10 protein-coding genes are annotated in these 19,935 nt (G+C 34.5%); 1 reads left to right on the forward strand and 9 read right to left on the reverse strand.

Annotation, left to right across the window (positions count from 1 at the left end; genetic code table 11):
* Positions 1 to 10: 10 nt before the first annotated feature.
* The gene (locus DMB65_RS02700; protein ID WP_110305135.1) at positions 11 to 1,966 is read right to left on the reverse strand and encodes a glycoside hydrolase family 97 protein; all 1,956 of its coding nucleotides are present in this window, start codon (positions 1,964 to 1,966) and stop codon (positions 11 to 13) included.
* Between the two features lie 81 nt (positions 1,967 to 2,047).
* The gene (locus DMB65_RS02705; protein ID WP_110305136.1) at positions 2,048 to 3,691 is read right to left on the reverse strand and encodes an alpha-L-fucosidase; all 1,644 of its coding nucleotides are present in this window, start codon (positions 3,689 to 3,691) and stop codon (positions 2,048 to 2,050) included.
* Between the two features lie 263 nt (positions 3,692 to 3,954).
* On the opposite strand from DMB65_RS02705, the gene DMB65_RS02710 reads away from it, so the two are divergent.
* Positions 3,955 to 4,833 carry a helix-turn-helix domain-containing protein gene (locus tag DMB65_RS02710; RefSeq protein WP_110305137.1) on the forward strand — a complete coding sequence of 293 codons (879 nt, stop codon included), beginning with the start codon at positions 3,955 to 3,957 and terminating at the stop codon, positions 4,831 to 4,833.
* Positions 4,834 to 4,929: 96 nt separating this feature from the next.
* On the opposite strand, the gene DMB65_RS02715 is transcribed toward DMB65_RS02710, so the two are convergent.
* The 7 genes from DMB65_RS02715 to DMB65_RS02745 form a co-directional block, all read right to left on the reverse strand.
* The gene (locus DMB65_RS02715; protein WP_110305138.1) at positions 4,930 to 6,915 is read right to left on the reverse strand and encodes an alpha-L-arabinofuranosidase C-terminal domain-containing protein; all 1,986 of its coding nucleotides are present in this window, start codon (positions 6,913 to 6,915) and stop codon (positions 4,930 to 4,932) included.
* A 225-nt stretch (positions 6,916 to 7,140) separates the two neighbouring features.
* A complete protein-coding gene (locus DMB65_RS02720) occupies positions 7,141 to 8,580 on the reverse strand; it encodes a glycoside hydrolase family 28 protein (protein WP_110305139.1) in 1,440 nt (479 codons plus the stop codon).
* A gap of 39 nt (positions 8,581 to 8,619) precedes the next feature.
* Positions 8,620 to 10,257, reverse strand: coding sequence for a sodium/sugar symporter (locus tag DMB65_RS02725; protein ID WP_110305140.1), 1,638 nt, complete (start codon positions 10,255 to 10,257; stop codon positions 8,620 to 8,622).
* A 74-nt stretch (positions 10,258 to 10,331) separates the two neighbouring features.
* On the reverse strand, positions 10,332 to 11,480 hold the full coding sequence (locus tag DMB65_RS02730; protein ID WP_110305403.1) for an acyltransferase family protein: 1,149 nt from the start codon (positions 11,478 to 11,480) through the stop codon (positions 10,332 to 10,334).
* 112 nt (positions 11,481 to 11,592) lie between these two features.
* Positions 11,593 to 14,733, reverse strand: a complete 3,141-nt coding sequence (locus DMB65_RS02735) for a glycoside hydrolase family 2 TIM barrel-domain containing protein (RefSeq protein ID WP_110305141.1) — start codon at positions 14,731 to 14,733, stop codon at positions 11,593 to 11,595.
* A gap of 63 nt (positions 14,734 to 14,796) precedes the next feature.
* The gene (locus tag DMB65_RS02740) at positions 14,797 to 15,669 is read right to left on the reverse strand and encodes an inositol oxygenase family protein (RefSeq protein WP_110305142.1); all 873 of its coding nucleotides are present in this window, start codon (positions 15,667 to 15,669) and stop codon (positions 14,797 to 14,799) included.
* Between the two features lie 219 nt (positions 15,670 to 15,888).
* The gene (locus tag DMB65_RS02745) at positions 15,889 to 19,923 is read right to left on the reverse strand and encodes a hybrid sensor histidine kinase/response regulator transcription factor (protein WP_110305143.1); all 4,035 of its coding nucleotides are present in this window, start codon (positions 19,921 to 19,923) and stop codon (positions 15,889 to 15,891) included.
* Positions 19,924 to 19,935: the final 12 nt, after the last annotated feature.

Here is a 19,935-nt window from a genome sequence, read left to right on the forward strand (position 1 = left end):
ATTGTTTTTTTCAATTCTGTTTATTTGCTTTTACGGTGTCCAATTTCTCCAAAATAGCCACAAATCCACCTTTTGAAAGACATTTTACATCTAAAGAATCTCCCTTTTGCACTTGCATTACTTCAGTGTCGAATGATTTATCGTCTTTACCATCTTTAATGATTTTTAATTCAAAAATTCCTTTATCCAGAAATTCAAAATTTATTTTTAATGTTTTTAATTCATCCTTGCCATTAAGTCCTCCCAAGTACCATCGATTTCCTTTTTTTCGTGCAATAATAATTTTTTCACCAGGATATCCGTCTATAAGTTTGGTCTTATCCCAGTTTACGGGGACATTTTTTAGAAACTCTTTGGGATCTGGAGGCAAACTATTATAAGCTTCTGGTTTATCAGCAAAATGTTGAAAACCAGATTCAAAAACTACTGAAAGTGCCAATTCATGAGCAAATGATGTAATGTGGGGATGTTGAGAGTTAGAAAAAGTTACGGGAGTGTAATCCATTGAACCGATTACATTGCGTGTAAAAGGAAGTGTTGTATTGTGTTCAGCAGCTTTAGAAGTAAGAATGGGTTTATTATTATACCATTCAGCTCCGTAAACAGCTTCTGTAGTCATCAAATTTGGATAGGTGCGAGCCCAGCCACGAGGTACTGTAGCGCCATGAAAGTTTACCATTATATGATATTTTGCAGCATCTTTTAGAATATCAATATAGTATTTCATCATATCTTGTTGATCACCGGCAAAAAAATCGACTTTAATACCATAAACACCAATTTTATTAAGCCATGCAAATTCTTTAGCTCTTTTTTCAGCAGTAAGCAAATGATCTACGGGAGTTGGCTCAAGCCAGGATGTACCTGAATTGTACCACATTATAGGTTTAATTCTTTTGCTTTTGGCATAATTCACAGCATCAATTATATTTCCGCCATTACTCATAGCATCCCATTCCCAGTCAATAAGAAAGTATGGCCATTTCATATCAACAGCCAAGTCTATGTATGTTATCACTTTTTCATAATCTTTAGATCCGTGATTGTTGGCCCAGTAAATCCAGGAAACGGCTCCCGGTTTTATCCAGTTCGTTTCTTTTAATTTATTAGGTTCGCTAACATCAGTGATCAAAGTTGATTCAACTATATCTGACAATTCTCCAATGATTAGTGTATGCCATTGAGAATTCCATGGCAAGATTGTTTTAATTCCGTTTTGTTTAAAATCATCTCTGGGTGAAGCATAATTAACTTTGTATTCATCTGAGTTTTTAGAGTTGTTTAATTTTGTAGCACAATTATTTTCTGAAATATTAGCTTCAGAAATCAAAACCCAAACAGGATTATTATTTACTTTGAATAAAGCTGGAAACCCCCACTCCATATTATTGCTATTTGCTGTCTTACCTGTATCTGAAAAAGGGAAAAAATCTTCATAAGATTCTGTATATGACTGCAGCCAGCGATTAGTAGCTGGTGGAAAAACATAAGTGGTGCTTTCATCTACAATATTAATCAATGAATTGGTTTTATTGGTGAATTCATAACGAAATGCTACACCATCATTATAAACCCTAAAAGCAATATTTAACGGTTGGTTATTAGAATTAACATATTTAAAAACTTTTTCAGTTCCAAAATTATTACACATTTTTTGTTTACCACAAATCATTTCATATTTCTGGCTTATTTGTTTTGTTTTGGATTCGTTTACTAATTTCAAATTATCTGTAAATTGCTGATCCTCTCTTAAAATACCCATTGGTGAGTTTGGCATTACTTCTATATATTCTAATTTGTTTTTATATAAAATCTTGAAATGTACTTGTCCATAACAACTATCATCTGTTGCTTTTTTTGAAGCAATAATTACCTTAATCTTTTTATTTGGGGATAAAATTTCTTGCGCATTTATTGTAAATACAGAAGAGATAAAGAGATAGAGTGATAAATAAATAAATTTCATTGATTTTGCTTTGAGGTTTTTATATGAGATGCTTAAATTAAGAAGTCTTACATTTATTATTTTGCCAGCCGTTTTTTTAATTTAAATTATTTCCAAGGCATTAGCATAAGAAGCTTCTGGTTTTTGATTTGGAAAATAGACTTCCAAAGCTGCTTCATTTTGTACAAAATGCAGTTTCTCACCTGTACTTACTAATCTAACTTGTTTTATTTTTTTTGTATACAGCAAAGATGATTTTCCTAAACTTTTAATAACCGCAGTACCCTTCTCTGGCCAGGCCATTACGGTAGCATACAGTTTTTTATCTTTTTGAGCAAAACGAATATCCTCAGCTGTATATGGTTTGCCTTTTCCTTCATTAAATCCCTGAGCAGTTAAAGCTCCTGCACTTTCTTGTTGTGGACCTTCGCCAAATATCTTCCAGGGACGGGTACCATAAATACTTTTGCTGTTCAGTTTCATCCAAATGCCAATTTCCCTCACAATTTCACGTTCTAATTCATCAATACTTCCATCGCCACGGACAGGAATATTCAGCATTAAATTTCCGTTTTTACTAACCACATCTATTAAGGTATGAATAACTGTTTTAGCAGACTTATAACGTTTGTTATTGTAAACACTACGATCGTAATGCCAGTTACCAATGCAGGTATCTGTTTGCCAGGGCAAAGGTTCTATACTATTGCTCTGACCTTTTTCGATATCCCAAACTATGGCTTTACGCTGTTGCTCATTTAATATTTTTCCTGTTATTACTGTCTGAACTGTTTTATTTTTCTTTAAACTTTTATTGTATAAATGTGCAGCAATACGCAAACCTGCATCATTTACAGGCCACAAAGGCAAAGCCGTATCGTCAAAATAAACCAGATCTGGATTGTATTTATCAATTAAATCAATCGTTCTGTCATGAAATTTTTCACAATAAGCCAGCGATGGTAAAGAGGCTCCATCAGCCCAATCCCATTGACTGTGTACAGATGATTTATCAGAAGGTTTCGCACTTAACTCATGATTTTGAGCATACAATTCCTGAGGGTCTAAACCTTCCCACCAGGTGCCTGTACCATCAGCCTTCGTTAGTTTTCCATCATAAGGTATGTTTGCTAAAGGACCACTTTTGTCTGCACCCTGCGAAGTATCAAACCAATTCCAGGCATGAGCTGCATGAACACTTACCGCAAATGGCAATCCTGCTTTCCGGGCTGCTTTTTCCCAACCGCCAATAATATCTTTTTTGGGCCCTATTTTAGTTGAATTCCACTCAGGCTGGTATTTGCTGTCATACAAGTCCAGATTATCATGATGATTCGCCATTGCCATAAAATACCTGGCTCCGGCATCTTTATATAAATTGACTAATTCTTCCGGATTCCAATTGTCAGCTTTCCATACATTTATTACATCTTTAAAGCCAAATTTGGAAGGATGACCGTATTTATCGACATGAAATTTATATTGTCGGGAACCCTCTTCATACATACCTCTACCGTACCAGTCTCCTGCTTCCGGCTCACATTGTGGCCCCCAATGAGCCCACATTCCAAATTTAGCATCCCGAAACCAGTCCGGAACTACATATTTAGCAAGAGAATCCCAATTGGGTTCAAAAGGATTTTTGGCTATGGTGGCATCAAGGATATATGATTTACCAAATAAGGGTGACAAATAAATTCCGGCAAGTGCTGTCGCACCAAGTTTTAAGGCATTTCTTCTGTTCATATTTAAACGTTTTGGGTAAATATTTATGCATTTCCGTTTTTGGTCGTAAATAAAATTAAAAAAGAACAATTCTTAATCGCTACTATCATAGGTTGCTTAAAGTGAATTGATGAAAAATTAATATAAAAATTATAGCATTCTTAATTTTATTTACATATTTAAAACAATTATATTTACAAAAATAACAGATTATTGATTCTGTTATTTTATACAAAAACGCTTTTCTATTATTCAAAAACGATTATTATTCAAATCTGATTGGTATGCCTTCCAATATTTTAAAATATAATTTCTCCATTTTGCATATTGACTATGTGAAACTTAATAATAAATGGAATTACGACAATGTAATCAGTCCTTATTATCGTTTGTATTATATAGATCAAGGAACAGGTTCGGTATCAGATAGTTCTGGGAAATTAATTCTGGAGACCGGTTATCTTTATCTGATTCCGAGTTTTACACTTTGCAACCTGAATTGCGAAGAATTTATGAGCCAGTTTTTTATTCAGTTTTTTGAAGAATCACCTGATGGAATTTCTTTGTTTAACAACCATAGAAATGTCATAAAGCTTAAAGCTGATGATATGGACATTGCCCTTATAAAAAAAATGCATCAAAACAATCCCGGAAGAGGTATTAACCGGTCTGATAATCCAAAAGTCTATGAAAAAGAAGCCTATTATAAAGAATATCGTGCCCTTAATGATAAAATGAAAATACACCAAAAGTTTGAAAACCAGGGAATCCTTCTTCAATTAATTTCAAAATTCCTGAATTCCTCCAGCTTCAGATCCAACTATCCACAAATAACATCCTCAAAAATATTAGATACTATGAGTTATATACAACTGCATTTAGATGAGAATCTTACGGTGGTAGAACTGGCAAAAAGAGTCAATCAGAGCAAAGACTACTTTTCTAAACAATTCCTGCTTCATACTGGTGAAAGGCCTTTAAACTACATCCACAAAAAAAAGATTGAAAGGGCACAATATCTTATTGCAACGACTAATAAAACATTTATTGAAATCGCTATCGATACAGGTTTTGCCAATCTGCCACACTTTTCTAAAATATTTAAACAAATAGTAAGTATTACACCAGGTGCATATCGTAATCAGAATACAGACTTAAAATGAATCTTTGTTTTGGTAAACTTGGTATCCTTTTAAAAGGGTATTTACAGGATTGAATTGTAAAAGTTAAATAACTGGTAATTATTTTTTTATAACTTATTATTTCAGTTTTAACTTTAAAATAACTACTGAATAAACAGGTAAATTTACGGATGCTTTATCCCCTTTTAAATTGTAGTTTTTTTCGATTGGGCTTATTTTTTTAGGTTCAGTAAAAGTATTTTCATCTTGTAAATTCGGACTTGAAAGTGTAATTATCGTCCCTTTAGATGATACTTTACTTCCTTTTAAATCAATTGTAATATCTTGTGTTTTTACCGCTGTATTTACCAGTTTTATAATAACTTCTTTTGTATTTAGATCTTTTACTGCAGATGCATACAAATCATTTTGTCCGGTTAACGGTTTTCCTTCTTTGGTAATATTTAATAAATCGGTTCCTTTATTGGTTGAAAATAATTTTTGAACATAATAATTAGCCGAACCATACGCCTGTAAATTATTGAACCAAATCATATCTGGTGTCCATTGCCAGGCCTCTTCATGAGCCATTAGCGGAGCATAAGAAGTCATGTTTACTATTTCGGCGTTTCTCTCCAAACCTGTCATAAAAGCAGCCTCAGAAAAGGCACATTCCCAATTGTTCCTGTTATTTGGGTTGGCGCCAGAAACACTTTGGGCAGCATATTCTCCGGCAAATATTTTTGGACCTTTTCGATCGTAATTATCATAGCGTGATGCATTTTCTCTGAACCATTGCGGACTTTTGTAATAATGTTCGTCGATCAGTTCGGCATTTAGTTTTTTAAGTTCCTGCATAGCAAAATCAAAATGTTCTCCATCCGGAGATGGTCCGCTTCCTGAAACGATGATAATGTCCGGGTATTTGGCTTTGATTGCTTTTTCAAAAACTTTATATCTTTCGATATAATCCGGTCCCCATTGTTCATTTCCAACACCAATATATTTTAGGTTAAAAGGTTTCGGATGTCCCATATCTGAACGAATTATCCCCCAGGTTGTCTCTTCTGAACCATTTGCAAACTCAATTAGATCTAAAGCATCCTGAATATAAGGATCAAGTTCTTCTATCGGAGTCAACTCCCCTGTATTGTACTGACAGGCCATTCCACAGCTTAAGATAGGTAATGGAGTAGCACCAATGTCTTCCGAAAGCTGAAAATATTCATAAAATCCAAGTCCGAAACTTTGAAAATAATCCGGTGTCTGCTTATGGCCGAACTCTACATTCCAGCGGTTCATCATCGTTCTTCTGTCTTCAATATCGCCTATTGATTTTTTCCATTGGTAACGGTCTGCCAAAGTTCGTCCTTCTACAATACAACCACCCGGGAAACGCAAAAAACCAGGCTTCATATCATACAAAAGTTGTACAAGATCTTTTCGTAAACCATTCTTTCTGTTTTTCCAGGTATCGTCGGGAAACAATGAAACCATATCGAGATCAATTGTTCCTGTTCCTTCAAAAGTAATTTTTAGTTTGGCTTTTGCCTCAGTCTGATTTGCAGTAAATTGTGCTGAATAATTCTCCCATTCATCTGATGTTGGGACAATAATGGTTTCACCGATTACTTTTTTATCTTTATCTATAAGCTGAATAATTATTTTTTTGATTGCTCCATTGTGGTTGGCTGCCTTTAAAGAAAGATTGTATTTGGTCTCTTTTTTCACCCCTATTCCTCTGAAACCATCGTTTATTATTGCATATCCTTTGTCATCATTTATAAGAATCCGGCAAAAATTAGGATTGGTTTCATTTTCTGATACTTTAATAGGTGTTGCTATGCCCGAATTCATATTCAAAGATGCTCTTTTTGTATTAGGCTGCTCCCATCCCATCAAAGGTTTTTCAAATTCAAAAGATCTGTTTTTAATCATTTCAGCATACAATCCGCCATCTGCTGCAAAGTTGATGTCTTCAAAAAACAAACCAAACATCGTTGGCTGAATCTTAGTTATGCTTTTGGCAACATCGACTTCTAAAGTTGTTTTTTGAGCATGCATGCAGATGCCATTGAATAACAAACCGCCAATGATGATTTTTGTAATTATATTGTTTTTCATTTATATAATAGTTGATTTTTTAAGGCTAATTTATCCAAACTTTTATCATTTTGAGCAGAAAGATTAAGTTTTTTTCCAATATCGTTCCACTGTTCGTTACATACGGAGTACTCTAAACTATGGTTCAAATGGGTTTCAAATAAAGCAATCTTATGTGCCGAAAGACGGCACATAAGAATTTTCACTTCTTTTGGGGGCTAAAGTGAAATATTTTGCTTTTTGGGTTTATTTTTTAACCGTTTCATATTTATCAGGAAAAGCTGCTTCACCGTCTAAATTATTTATTTTTAAAACATCTACATTTTTACTTTCTACAGCATATTTAAAATAATCCGGTTTGTTTTTTCCCCAGCTTACAGAACAATTCTGAACCTTTATCTTTACTGCTGTATCAAAATAAAATCCGGATGTGCTGCCTTTGACAAAACCGTCCATTTTGGAAGGGCGACGGTCATAAATCCCACCCTTAAAATCCGATGTTTTATTAATAGCTACATTCACACCTTCAAAAACGATATTTTCAATTTTATCCTTCGTTTCTCCGCTAACATAAACTCCGTTTTCTCCAAAACATTGAATATTGGTAAAATAAATATTACTGATTGCCCCTACTTTTCCTTCGGTTGCACCTTTTGGAAAGCGCCAGTTGGCATCTTTATGGTTTCCGTTTGCACGGCTGTAAGCTGTTACATAAATAGGTTCTGCTTTTCCCCACCATGTATCAGTTGTAAGCTGACCTTCGATAATCATGTTCGAAAAAACAACATCGCTCACAGTTCCTTCATCACGATTTTGAATCCCTACGCCCCGATTGCTTTTTTTAATAATACAGTTATTGAAAACCACTTGCCTGATAGCATCCATATTTTCTGAACCAATTTTGATGGCGCAACTGCTGCTGGTCATGGTGCAATTGGTTACTGTTATGTTTTCGCAGGCTCCGAATTCTTCAAATTCCCTTCTGTTTTTCAGGCAGATACAGTCATCGCCGCTTTCTATATAACAATCACTGATACGTACATTTTTTGAGTGGTCTAAATCAATTCCGTCGCTGTTACGTACTTTTAAGCTGTTTAATAAGGTGATGCCGCTAATAACTACGTCGTTACAACCCACTAAATGAATGGTCCAATAAGCTGAGTTCCCAATATGGACATCTTTTATTCTAATGTTTTTACCTCCTATAATTGTCAAAACATGAGGACGTGGATCTAAAACACTGAAAGGTTTTAATATATAAGCATCCTCCTCCTCTGCTCCCATAAACGAAATGCCGTTTCCATCAATTTTTCCGTTTCCGCTAATGGTGAAGTTTTCTACATTTTTTCCGCCAATCCAGATGGTGCCTTCGCCTTTATTTTCGCGAAAAGCACTTTCTGTATATACTTTTTCATCAGGGCTCGCCAAAATTTTAGCGCCTCCTTCAATATGCAAATCTACATTCGATTTCACATTAAAAGGTCCTGTCAAAAATGTAAAAGGAGCTGGTATAAGTACCTGACCTCCTGTTTTACTGCAGGCATCGATGGCTTTCTGAATGGCAACTGCATCATTGGTTTTACCATCACCTTTTGCACCATATTTTTTAACATCATATATTTTTTGCGATACGGCAGTCAGTGAAACACAAAAAAAGATTACTGCAATTATAGATTTCTTTATCATTTTATTTTTATTTAAAAACGTTCAAGGCCTAATTCAGATTTACCAGAACACTGTATACAAGGCTACTAATATTCCGCTGATGATAAAAGACCCAATTATAAACTCTGAAGACACTTTAAACATTGACTTATCTACTTCTATACTATGTCTTTGCTCCTGTTCTGTTGATGAAGGTTTTAAAATACTAATTGCCACCATTAAAATTATTATTGCAAAGAAAGAAATCGTCATTCGGTCTAAAAATGGATAATCTGGGAAAGCACCGTTGGTCCACATTGGCAGGAACTTTAATACTGCTGCAATAGGTACTGTCAATAATGCTCCTGCAAGTCCTGCAGCAGGAGTTGTTTTTTTCCAGAACATTCCCAATAAAAAAATGGCCAGAACCCCGGGTGAAAAGAAACCTACATATTCCTGTATAAACTGGTAGGCCTGATCTAATGATTTTAATTGTGGTGCTACCAGAGCTGCAATGATCATACAAATTATTACACAAACTCTCCCGGTAATCACCAATTTTTTTTCTGATGCGTTTCTGTTAAAATATTTTTTATAAATATCAAGTGAAAAAATAGTCGAAATACTATTGGCTTTTCCTGCTAATGAAGCAACAATTGCAGCCGTTAAAGCTGCTAACGCTACCCCTTTTAATCCGGCTGGTAATAAATTCATTAAAGTAGGATAAGCATGATCCGGTTTTAAAATCCCTGAAGCATCTACCATTTCGTGCTGAAACATGCCGTTTTGATGCATTACATACATAGCAATACCAGGAAGAACAGCGATAATTGGAACTAATAATTTTAAGAAAGCAGCAAATAAAATTCCTTTTCGGGCTGTTTTTAAGTCGGCTCCAAGAGCTCTTTGTACAATGTATTGATTACAACCCCAATATGCCAGATTATTAATCAGCATTCCGCCAACTAATACAGACATTCCAGGTAATTCAGTATAATGCGGATTGGATTTATCCAGTATCATGTGTAAATGACCCGGTGCCTCATTCGCTATAACAGAAAGCCCTTTTAGAATATCTTTTCCAAAACCAAACTGTTCAGACAATAAAGTTAAGGATAAATAAGTGGTAACCAGTCCTCCTAAAATAAGCACTATAACCTGAAACATATCGGTATAACCAATTACTTTCATTCCTCCCAGCGTTACAATAATAGAGAATAAACTCAAACCAATTACGCAAAACTGAAAACTAACTGGTGCAATTGATGAGATAGCCAAAGCTCCTAAATAAATAATCGAAGTAAGATTGACAAATACATAAATGAGCAGCCAGATTATGGCCATTATAGTACTTACAGTGCCGTTGTAACGCTTTGCTAAAAATTGTGGCATTGTAAATATCTTATTTTTAAGATAAACCGGTAAAATAAACATGGCCACTACAATTAATGTTGCGGCTGACATCCATTCGTAAGATGCAATCGCTAATCCGATAGCAAAACCGGAACCACTCATCCCTATAAAATGTTCTGCCGAAATATTGGAAGCAATCAATGAAGCACCAATGGCCCACCAGGTAAGTGAACCTTCTGCCAAGAAGTAGTCATTAGAACTCGTTGTTGCATTTTTCTTGGTTCTGTAAATGTACATCCCGTAAGATGTCACAATGACAAAATAAATGAGAAAAACGATGTAATCTGCATTTTGTAAGGTATTCATAATGAGGCTTTTTTTAGGTAGTTAGTAGTAGAGTGGTTTATTTTGAGATAGTTTTTTGGAATAATTTTATTGGTTTATACTTTTAAAAACCATTTTTTCTTGTATAAAAAATAAAGTAAAACAAGTTGTATAAAAGTAACGGACAGAGCCCCAAATACAGGCTGCCAGACAGTTGGTGCGAATTCAATCAATCCTCCAAATACAAAATCTGCAGTATGCCTGAAATTGATCAGTCCTTCTGAGGCCATATAAATCAGGATCGAATTCGAACCAATTAATAAGAGTGGAAAAGCCAATTTGTGAAATCCTAATAAGTCAATTAGTACATAAAAAAAGAGGAAGAAGAGAATACTGAAACCTCCAACAAAACATACAAATGAACTCGTCCATAAGTGCTTGTTAATTGGAAAATCAAAATTCCACAAAAGACCTATCATAATTAGTATCAGAGCCGAAGCAGTCATAATAACTACTTTATTTTTTGTTGAATAGTACGGATTCTCTGATTTTAGAAAAGTCCCCAGAAAGACTCCCAATAATGCTGTTGCGATTGCGGGTATCGTTGACAGCAAACCTTCTGGATCATAAACCGTGCTATGCAGTCTCCCTGGAAGGAACATTCTGTCTAAATAACCTTCAAGAGAGCCTTCTTTAGTTAGAATACCTGCACCAAAACCCGGAACCGGAATAAATCGCATTACCAGATAATAGCTAATCAAAATACCAACAAACCAGTACACTTGTTTTTTTAAGTCGAAATTGAGATAAATCAGACCTGCAAAAAACCAAGCAAGTCCTATTCGCCCCAAAACGCTTGCTAAACGAGTCTGGTCAAAGCCATTAAATTTAAAAAGTCCGTTTACCACAAATCCCAGTACTAACAATATGCAGGTTCTTTTTAACATGGAACGATATATTTTTCGTTTTTCAGCAGATGGCAGTTCCTGGGGCGCACTAACACCTGCACTGATAAGTTTCTTTTCAAAAGAATATGGCATCGAAACACCTGCAACAAACAAGAATATCGGAAAAATCATGTCGTAGAAAGTGATACCATTCCAGTCGGGATGATGTAATTGTGATGACATCCAGACAAAAACCGGAATTGGAGCGGCCTTTGCAAGTTCATGGATGACATGCTCTCCGCTCATAATCCAAAACATAACAAAACCTCTTAAAGCATCTAAGGAAACTAATCTTCCATTTATTACTGTTTTACTCATTTTAGTACCGATTTTAAGGCATTTTTGATCTGTTGACATTTTAAATCAACAATTTAAATGTAGTATTGTGTTCACAATTATAAAACGGCAACAGTGTTTTGCCGTTTTAGTTTTAATTCTTTTCTATTGGTTTTATTACAAATCCGTAGCTATATTCGTTTTGTGTCAGTCGATACTGTTCATGTGGAGGCAATCCCCAACTGTTATCTCCTCCTAATCCTCGTTGGGTCAAATCAACACAAACTACAACTTCATTTCTTGGTGTAATATCACTGGAATGGATATTCTTTTTAGAAATTCCGCCGTCAAAATCGGCCGGATAATTATTCAATGTACTCACTCCTAAAGGCTGTAGCCCCTTTATTTCGAAACCATTTCCTGAATTGGTTAAAAGTGTGAACCAATGCACATCGGTTTTATATCCATTTTCCTGAGGGCGTGAATAGGGAACGTACTGATTAGCTACTTTACTTTGATAAATTCCTTTGAAAGCTGCCGTATTTCGGTCGGGATAATTTTCAAAAGGTCCTCTTCCGTAATAATTAAGATTTTCAAAATTATTTTGAAGTGTAAAAATCATTCCAAAACGAGGTATTTCCGGTACCGGATTACTTCCTTTTTTATAAGAAGACTGAATCTCTAAAGCGCCATCATTATCCAATGCGTATTTAATTACATAATCTGAAAAAACATCATTTAACCTCAATTTTGCTACTACATAACTTTTTCCGTTTTCTTCCGTAACCTGCACATTTTCTACTGAGGTATTTTTTCCAGCTGTACGCCAAACGTTAGTCCTGATCTGCATTTTGTTTCCAATATCATTGTCTGTTGGGGCTCTCCAGAAATTGGGTTCAGGGTATTGTTTAAAATATTCCTGACCTTTTATACTGTAATGCGTGATCAGACCGGTTGTTTTACTGATTTTAACCAGCACATCTGTAGCGTTTAAAACAAATACATCTTTTTCATCCTGTATTTTCGAAGCGTTTTTTTGATCTGCTTTTGCAAAATAGTTATGGCTTTCTATCACAAATTGTTCCCTTGCAATTTCAAAGTTCTGAGGCAGTAGTTCAGAGCCGGTTTTAGTGTAGGCAAAAACATTCAGCAGGTATTCAACTCCTTCTTTCGATTGTAATTTTGGCAAGTCAATTTTGAATTGTTTTTTTGATTTCGGATTTAGGTCAACATCAATCGTTCCTTCTTTGATGCTTTTTCCGTTTTCTAAAATTTGATATCTAAAGTGGTATTTATTCAAATTTGTAAATCCGAAATCGTTTATTATTTGGATAATTCCATTTTTAATAGCAACAGCTTCAAACAAAATATCCTGATATACTTTTTTAACTTCAAATGCTCCCGGATGTGGCGTTCTGTCTGCAAAAACTAATCCGTTATGACAAAAATTTTCGTCATTAGTATAGTTTTGACTTCCCATATCGCCTCCGTACGCCCAATATTCTCGACCGGCTTCATCTTTCATTTTGAATCCCTGATCTACCCAGTCCCAGATAAAACCGCCCTGCATGTTTTTGCTTCCACGAATAATATCCCAGTATTCCTGGAAATTTCCGTTGCTGTTTCCCATCGCATGCGAATACTCACACATGATATAAGGGCGTGTAACTTGTTTACGGGCCGCATATTCTTTCATGTATGCGATTGTAGGATACATGGGGCAGATGATATCGGTATTTTCATTTTCTTTTGCTTGCTCAAACTGTACTAAACGTGAATTATCTCTGTCTTTTATCCATTTGTAGGCATCATGAAAAACAGGTCCGTTGGCACTTTCATTTCCTAATGACCAAATAATTACTGACGGTGCATTTTTGTCTCTTTCGACCAAACTGTAAATTCTGTCCATGTGAGCCGCATGCCATTCCGGAAGATGCCCCGGATTCGTTTTCGGGTTCATAAAAGTCTGTCCTTCTACTCCCATTCCGTGGCTTTCTATATTGGCTTCATCTATCAGGAACAAACCGTATTTGTTACAGAGTTTTACCCATAAAATATTATTTGGATAATGACTGCATCGAACCGAATTGATATTCAGCTGTTTCATCATTTTGATGTCTTTCAGCATTGTTGCCTCATCCTGATAATGCCCTGTTTCCGGATTATGTTCGTGAATATTGACTCCATGTACCATTAATCGTACGCCATTTACCAACAATTGTCCCCCTTTTAATTCTACTTTTCTAAAACCAATTTGGGTAGAAGTTGTTTCGACTATAGTGCCTTTTTCATTTTTTAAGGTCAACAGCAAGGTGTACAAATTAGGAGTTTCACTGCTCCATAATTTTGGACGGGAAACGTTTTGTAAAAAATTGATTTTTTGCGTTTTATTAGCTTCAAAATTTACATTTGCTTCTTTTGAAAAAATGGTTTTGCCGGAAGCGTCCAGTAATTTTAAAATTAATTTTTGGCTGTTAATTACTGATGATGTTAGGTTTTTCAGACTTACATCAACATTTAAACTTCCGTTTTTGTAATTAGCATCTAAGTCAGGTTTTGCAAAAAAATCTGAAATCCGAATAGCATCAGTACTATACAAATAAACATTTCTGTCTATGCCCGAAAGTCTCCAGAAATCCTGATCTTCGAGATATGAACCATCACTCCATCTGTACACTTCTACAGCAATATCATTCTTTCCGGGTTTCAGGTATTTGGAAATATCAAATTCAGCCGGACTTTTAGTGTTTTCAGTGTAACCAACTTTGTTCCCGTTTACCCAAATGTACATAGCCGATGTTCCTGCCTCAAAATGAAGATAAACGTGCCTGTTTTTCCAGTTTTCAGGTAAGGTAAAATCCTTTTTATAAGAACCAACAGGATTGTCCCAATGATTTATAAAAGGCGGATTTCTCTCAAACGGATAAGTAATATTAGTGTAAATTGGAATGCCATAACCGTTCAATTCCCAGTTGGATGGAACCTGAAGTTCTTTCCAATGCAGTGTACTGAAATCGGTTTTGTAAAAATCTTTTGGTCTTTGATCGGGTGTTGGGGACCAGGAAAATTTCCATTTACCATTTAGGGAAAAATACCATGGTGAGTTTTCATATTGATCGCTTACAGCAGATGTTTCATCTGCATAAGGGAGAAAAGATGCTCGTGCCAATTCTCTGTTAATTTGAAAAACATGTGGATTTTCCCAGTCATTTCTGTCTTTTTCCTGTCCTACAGCACCTGAAACAAAAATTACTAACAAACCAAATAAAAATATCTTCGTTTTGATTTTTTGCATTTATTTTAGTTTAAATCTTCGAAAAGAGAAGAATTCTAAATTTTAAGAAATAATAAACCCCGATTAGAAATTTAATTTTTCAGGCAGATATTTGGCGACTAATTCTTTATAGTACGGTAATAATGCTTTTACATCTGGTTTAACGGGTGCTTTTGTATATAAATCGTACGGATTGAACTTTCTTACCCAGTCAAACATTTCAATATCTTTATCATTCATCAAATGTGTATAGGCATTTTCTTTGTGCTGTGAGTAAAATGAATGGTAACGAATCATGTATAAAGCTGGTTCAGGAAGATAATCCTTCATAATCTGATACAGATATTCGTCATGCCCCCAGCTCATTTTTACATTATCTAATCCACAGTTTTCTGTGTAAACACCAAACTTTGTATTGAATCTTTCGTCTGTATAATCCGGGTTGTCTTTAAAAAATTCCGGGTAAACAATTTTATCCGAATAGGCACAACCCACCGGAAAAGTATCTCCTACTACTGCCCATTGTGGTTCTCCAAACAAACATAAAATTTTGCCCAAATCGTGTATAAAACCTGTAAGTACAAACCAATCAGGATGACCGTCTGCCCTGATCGCTTCTGAAGTCTGTAATAGATGCTGTGTCTGATCTAAATCTATATCCGGATCACTATCGTCAACAAGGGTATTCAAAAAATCTACTGCTTCCCAGATTGACATTTGTTTTTTATTAAACTGTAAAAATTCCTGCTCTTTACTACAGACAAAATCATAGGTCTGGTAAGTATGGTTTATTCTGTAAAACTCACGAACTGTTTCTACTCTTTCTGAATCTACATAATTTCTAAATTCCTCTTTTTCCTTAACCGGTCCAGAAGGATCAGGATATCGTATTAGCAAATCGTCTTCCCATTCATCTAAATTATGCAACGGATTGTCAGTGTCTATATGCTTTTTCATAAAGATTTAAATTAAAAGTTATAAGACAAAAATAGAATTAGAAAGAGTATTCAAAATGGATTAATACATCAAAAACATGGATAGAATTTAATTTTGCGTGAATTTTACATTTATAAATTATAAAGTAAAGTCCAATGTTGGCAATACTAAAAAAAATAAATTCCAAATTCCAACTGCTCATTGAATTGGAATTTGGAATTTAAAAATTTGGATTTTATTTTAATTTATAAGCTTACTCGGAGGAAAACCAAACTGCTTTTTAAAACATCTGCTAAAATATAACGGATCATTAAATCCAACCAGACTGGTTACCTCTGAAACGTTATATTTTTTTGTTTTAAGGAGTTCTGCAGATTTCTTTAAGCGAATCGTTCTGATAAATTCATTTGGTGCCAAATCTGTTAATTCTTTAATTTTTCGATATAGTTTTGACGAACTTACTCCTAGTTTATCACACAAAAATTCTGTCGATAAATCCAGTTCGCTAAGGTTATCATTGATTAGACTTGTAATTTTTTCCATAAACTCTTCATCAATAGGAGAATGGGTCAAGAGACTTACTTTACTTTCTACTTCACCTGAGAATTTTGCTTTTAGTTCTAATCTTGATTTGATGACATTTTCAATAACCGTTTTTAATAATGAAGGTTCAAAAGGTTTGACCAGATAACCATCTGCGCCGGTTTCATAGCCTTTGACTTTGTCGACATTTTCACCCAAGGCTGTAAGCAATACAACCGGTATATGGCTGATAAACTCATCGTTCTTTAATTCTTTACAAAATTCCAAACCGTCCATAACCGGCATCATTACATCTGCAACGCATAAAATTGGTTTTACCTGGCGGCAAATTTTAAGACCTTCTTCTCCATTTTCGGCATCATAAACTTTATAAAAATCTGATAAAAAGTCTACCAGGTATTTTCTTAATTCAGTATTATCTTCAATAACCAGTATTTTTTGTTTTAATTCTGTATTTTGAATTGTTTTCTTAACTGATTTTTCAGGAATCAGCATACTTAAATTGTCATTTTTCAAAGCATATTCAAATACTTCCTTACTTTCATAAGAAACTCGGTCTATGGGAATTTCAACCCTAAACGCACTTCCTTTGCCAAGGGCGCTTTCGACAGTTATGGTTCCTTTATGGATTGCGACCAAAGATTTTACTAAAGAAAGCCCTATACCTGATCCTGTATTATGCGCTTTACTATTGGTGGCCTGATAAAAACGTTTAAAGATTTTTTCCTGACTTTTTAGAGGAATTCCAATCCCGTCGTCAATTACTTCTATAACTAATACTTCATCAGTATTGTTTTTTAATCTGATAAACAAATCAACGTTTCCGTATCTATTAGTGAATTTTAGTGCATTTGATAATAAGTTATAAAGAATCTTATCGTATTTGTCATTATCAATCCAGCCTGTTATAGCTTCTTCTTCAGTAATAAAATTAAGTTTAATTTTTTTGTTGAAAGCCATTTCTTTAAAAGAATCAAAAATATTTCTGGAATAGCTTAAAATATCCGTTTTTGATACCTTAAGTTTTAATTCTCCTGATTGAGCTTTTCTAAAATCAAGTACCTGATTTACCAGGTTCAGCAGTCTGCTGGCATTTTGATAGATAAGGTTGTACCGGCTTTTTTCATAATCGGTCGCATTACTGTTTTCATCCAGTAATTGTTTCGCAGGGCCTAAAATAAGGGTTAACGGGGTTCTTAGTTCGTGTGAAATATTGGTAAAAAACCGAAGCTTTTCATTATTCAGTTTAATATCGTGTTCCCTGTTTACTTTTTCGGTTAACAATTCCTGTTTTAAAAGTATTCTGTTTTTAATTTCCCTTCTGATGAAATAGAAAACAAAGAGCAAGACAATAAAAAGTAATAAAAATGAAATTGGGGTGAGCCAAAACGGCGGAAGGATTTTAATTTGATATGAAACTATCTTACTCCAATGCCCGTCGCTATTGCTGGCTTTTATTTTAAAAACATAATTTCCCGGATAAAGATTGGTATACTGAACCGTTCTGGAGTTGCTAGTGGCAGTAATCCATTCCTTATCAAAACCTTCAAGCATATATTGAAATTTGTTTAGTTTTTCATTTGCAAATGAAGGAGTTGAAAACTGAAGCGAAAAATTTCGGTTTTTGTAATTGAGTGCTACTTTTTTACCATAATTAAGTTCATTTGAAAGCGGAATATCTCCGTTAATTTCCATTTCAGGAAATACTTCTTCATTCTGGATTTTAAATTCGGTAATAACAGGAAGCGGAGACCAATTATTTCTTTTCATAGTTTGAGGTGAGAATGAAATAATACCATTTTTGCCTCCCAGATAAATACTGGAATTAAAACTAAAAAATCCACCGGAACTAAAAACGTCCAGTCTGTTACCGCTGTTTACATGATAAATATTGATATCTTTTAAGTTCGATTTTACCCATGCAATACTGTTATTATTAATATTTAGCCATAAATCCCCATTGTCATCAGATAACATATCTGTAATCCACTTATCTGAGAGTTCTGAAAAATTTGTTATTGTAACGAGTTTATTTTTTACAGGGTCATAAAGACATAGCCCAAAACGTGTCGAAGCCCATACTCTTCCAGCCTTATCTAGCATAATATCGCTTACATTGTCTTCATGAGGTGCAGCATTTTGTTTTTTTGAGAGTGTCTTGTAAGTTTCTATTTTACCGGATATATTATTGTATTTTACAACACCCGTTTCTGTAGCAAACCACACATTGTTTCCTTTGTCCTTTTCTATTGCATTGATTTGAAAATCAGGTAATAATTTGCCCTTAGATGTTTGTACTTGTAATGTTTTTGTATTTAATACAACCGCTCCTTCTCCAAATGAGCCAACCATCATAGAATCATCTCCAATTTTACTGAAAGCAAAAACCGGAGAGGTTTCAAAACCTACGGCAATTTCTTTTGAAGAATTACTTGTATAATTATAAACCAATATATGACCATTCCACATTCCACAATAAAAAGTCTTCCCGTCATCAGAATAAATACTGGCAATATCCCGGCCTTTATTATGTAACGGAACGAATCCATTTGAACTCGAAATAAACAAACCATTATGATTGGTAACCACGATAACTTTTCCATCAAAAGTTTTAGAAAACCCCCTGATACGTGGGGCCTGATTGCCTATATAACGTGATATATCTTTATTGAGTACAAACTGATTTTCGTACGGGTCATACTTATCCAATCCGTCTTCTGTTCCTATCCATAGTACCCCTGAAGCATCAAAATAAAGTGCCGAAACCAGATTGTCTACCAAAGAGGTATTGTCTGAGAGTATTGAATAGTACCATTTATAATTTCCTTTCTGAATATCTTCCAATTGTTTGCAAACGAGTAATCCTCCAAGTGTCCCTACCCAATATTTACCATCAGGAGCCTTTGCTACCGAAAGGAAATAAGGTCCCAGACTTCCTCTAATTTCCTTATTTTCGATATATAAGTTGGTAAAAGAGTTGTTTTTTTTGTCTAGTTTATAAAGCCCCTCGCGTGTACCAACAAAAATATCTGACTTAGCATCTTCATAAATAAAATTGACATACGGATTTTTTATATTAGAATTTGGAACTGTAAGCAGATAATTGTTTATTTTTACAATTGCTCCTTTTGTATCTAAAGTTATTTTGGCCACAGATTCTTTGCCATAACTCCCCAGCCAGATATTTCCATTTTTGTCTTCAAAAATTTCCTTTACATAATCAAATCCTTTTACCGGAATTTTTTCAAATCGGTTATCTTTCAAAAAAAACAGATAAACACCCTTGTTTTTTGTTCCAACCCAGACTCTTTTAAATTTGTCAACATGTACAGAACGGATTTCTTCCTCAGGTAAACTGTTCGGGTCGTTTTTTTTGGGTAAATAAGTAACAAAGACCTGAGTGTCCATTTTGAATAATGTCAGACCTTTTCGGGTACCAACCCACAAATGATTTGATGCCCCGTCGAGTTCCAGGGCTGTTATATCATCATTATATAATTTATTGTTACCCAGTGCTGAACTTAAGTAATTTTTAAACTGATACCCGTCAAAACGATTTAATCCTGAGAATGTCCCAAACCATAAAAATCCTTTTTTATCCTGAACAATATGCCTTACAGAATTATGTGAGAGTCCGTTATTGTCATTATAATGTGCAAATTTTATATTCTGTGAATGCGAATTATAAAAAATGAATAAAATAAGAAGTAGTATGAAAGAATTTTTTCTCATAAATAAATATAG

Source organism: Flavobacterium cheongpyeongense (assembly GCF_003202435.1).
Taxonomy (GTDB): domain Bacteria; phylum Bacteroidota; class Bacteroidia; order Flavobacteriales; family Flavobacteriaceae; genus Flavobacterium; species Flavobacterium cheongpyeongense.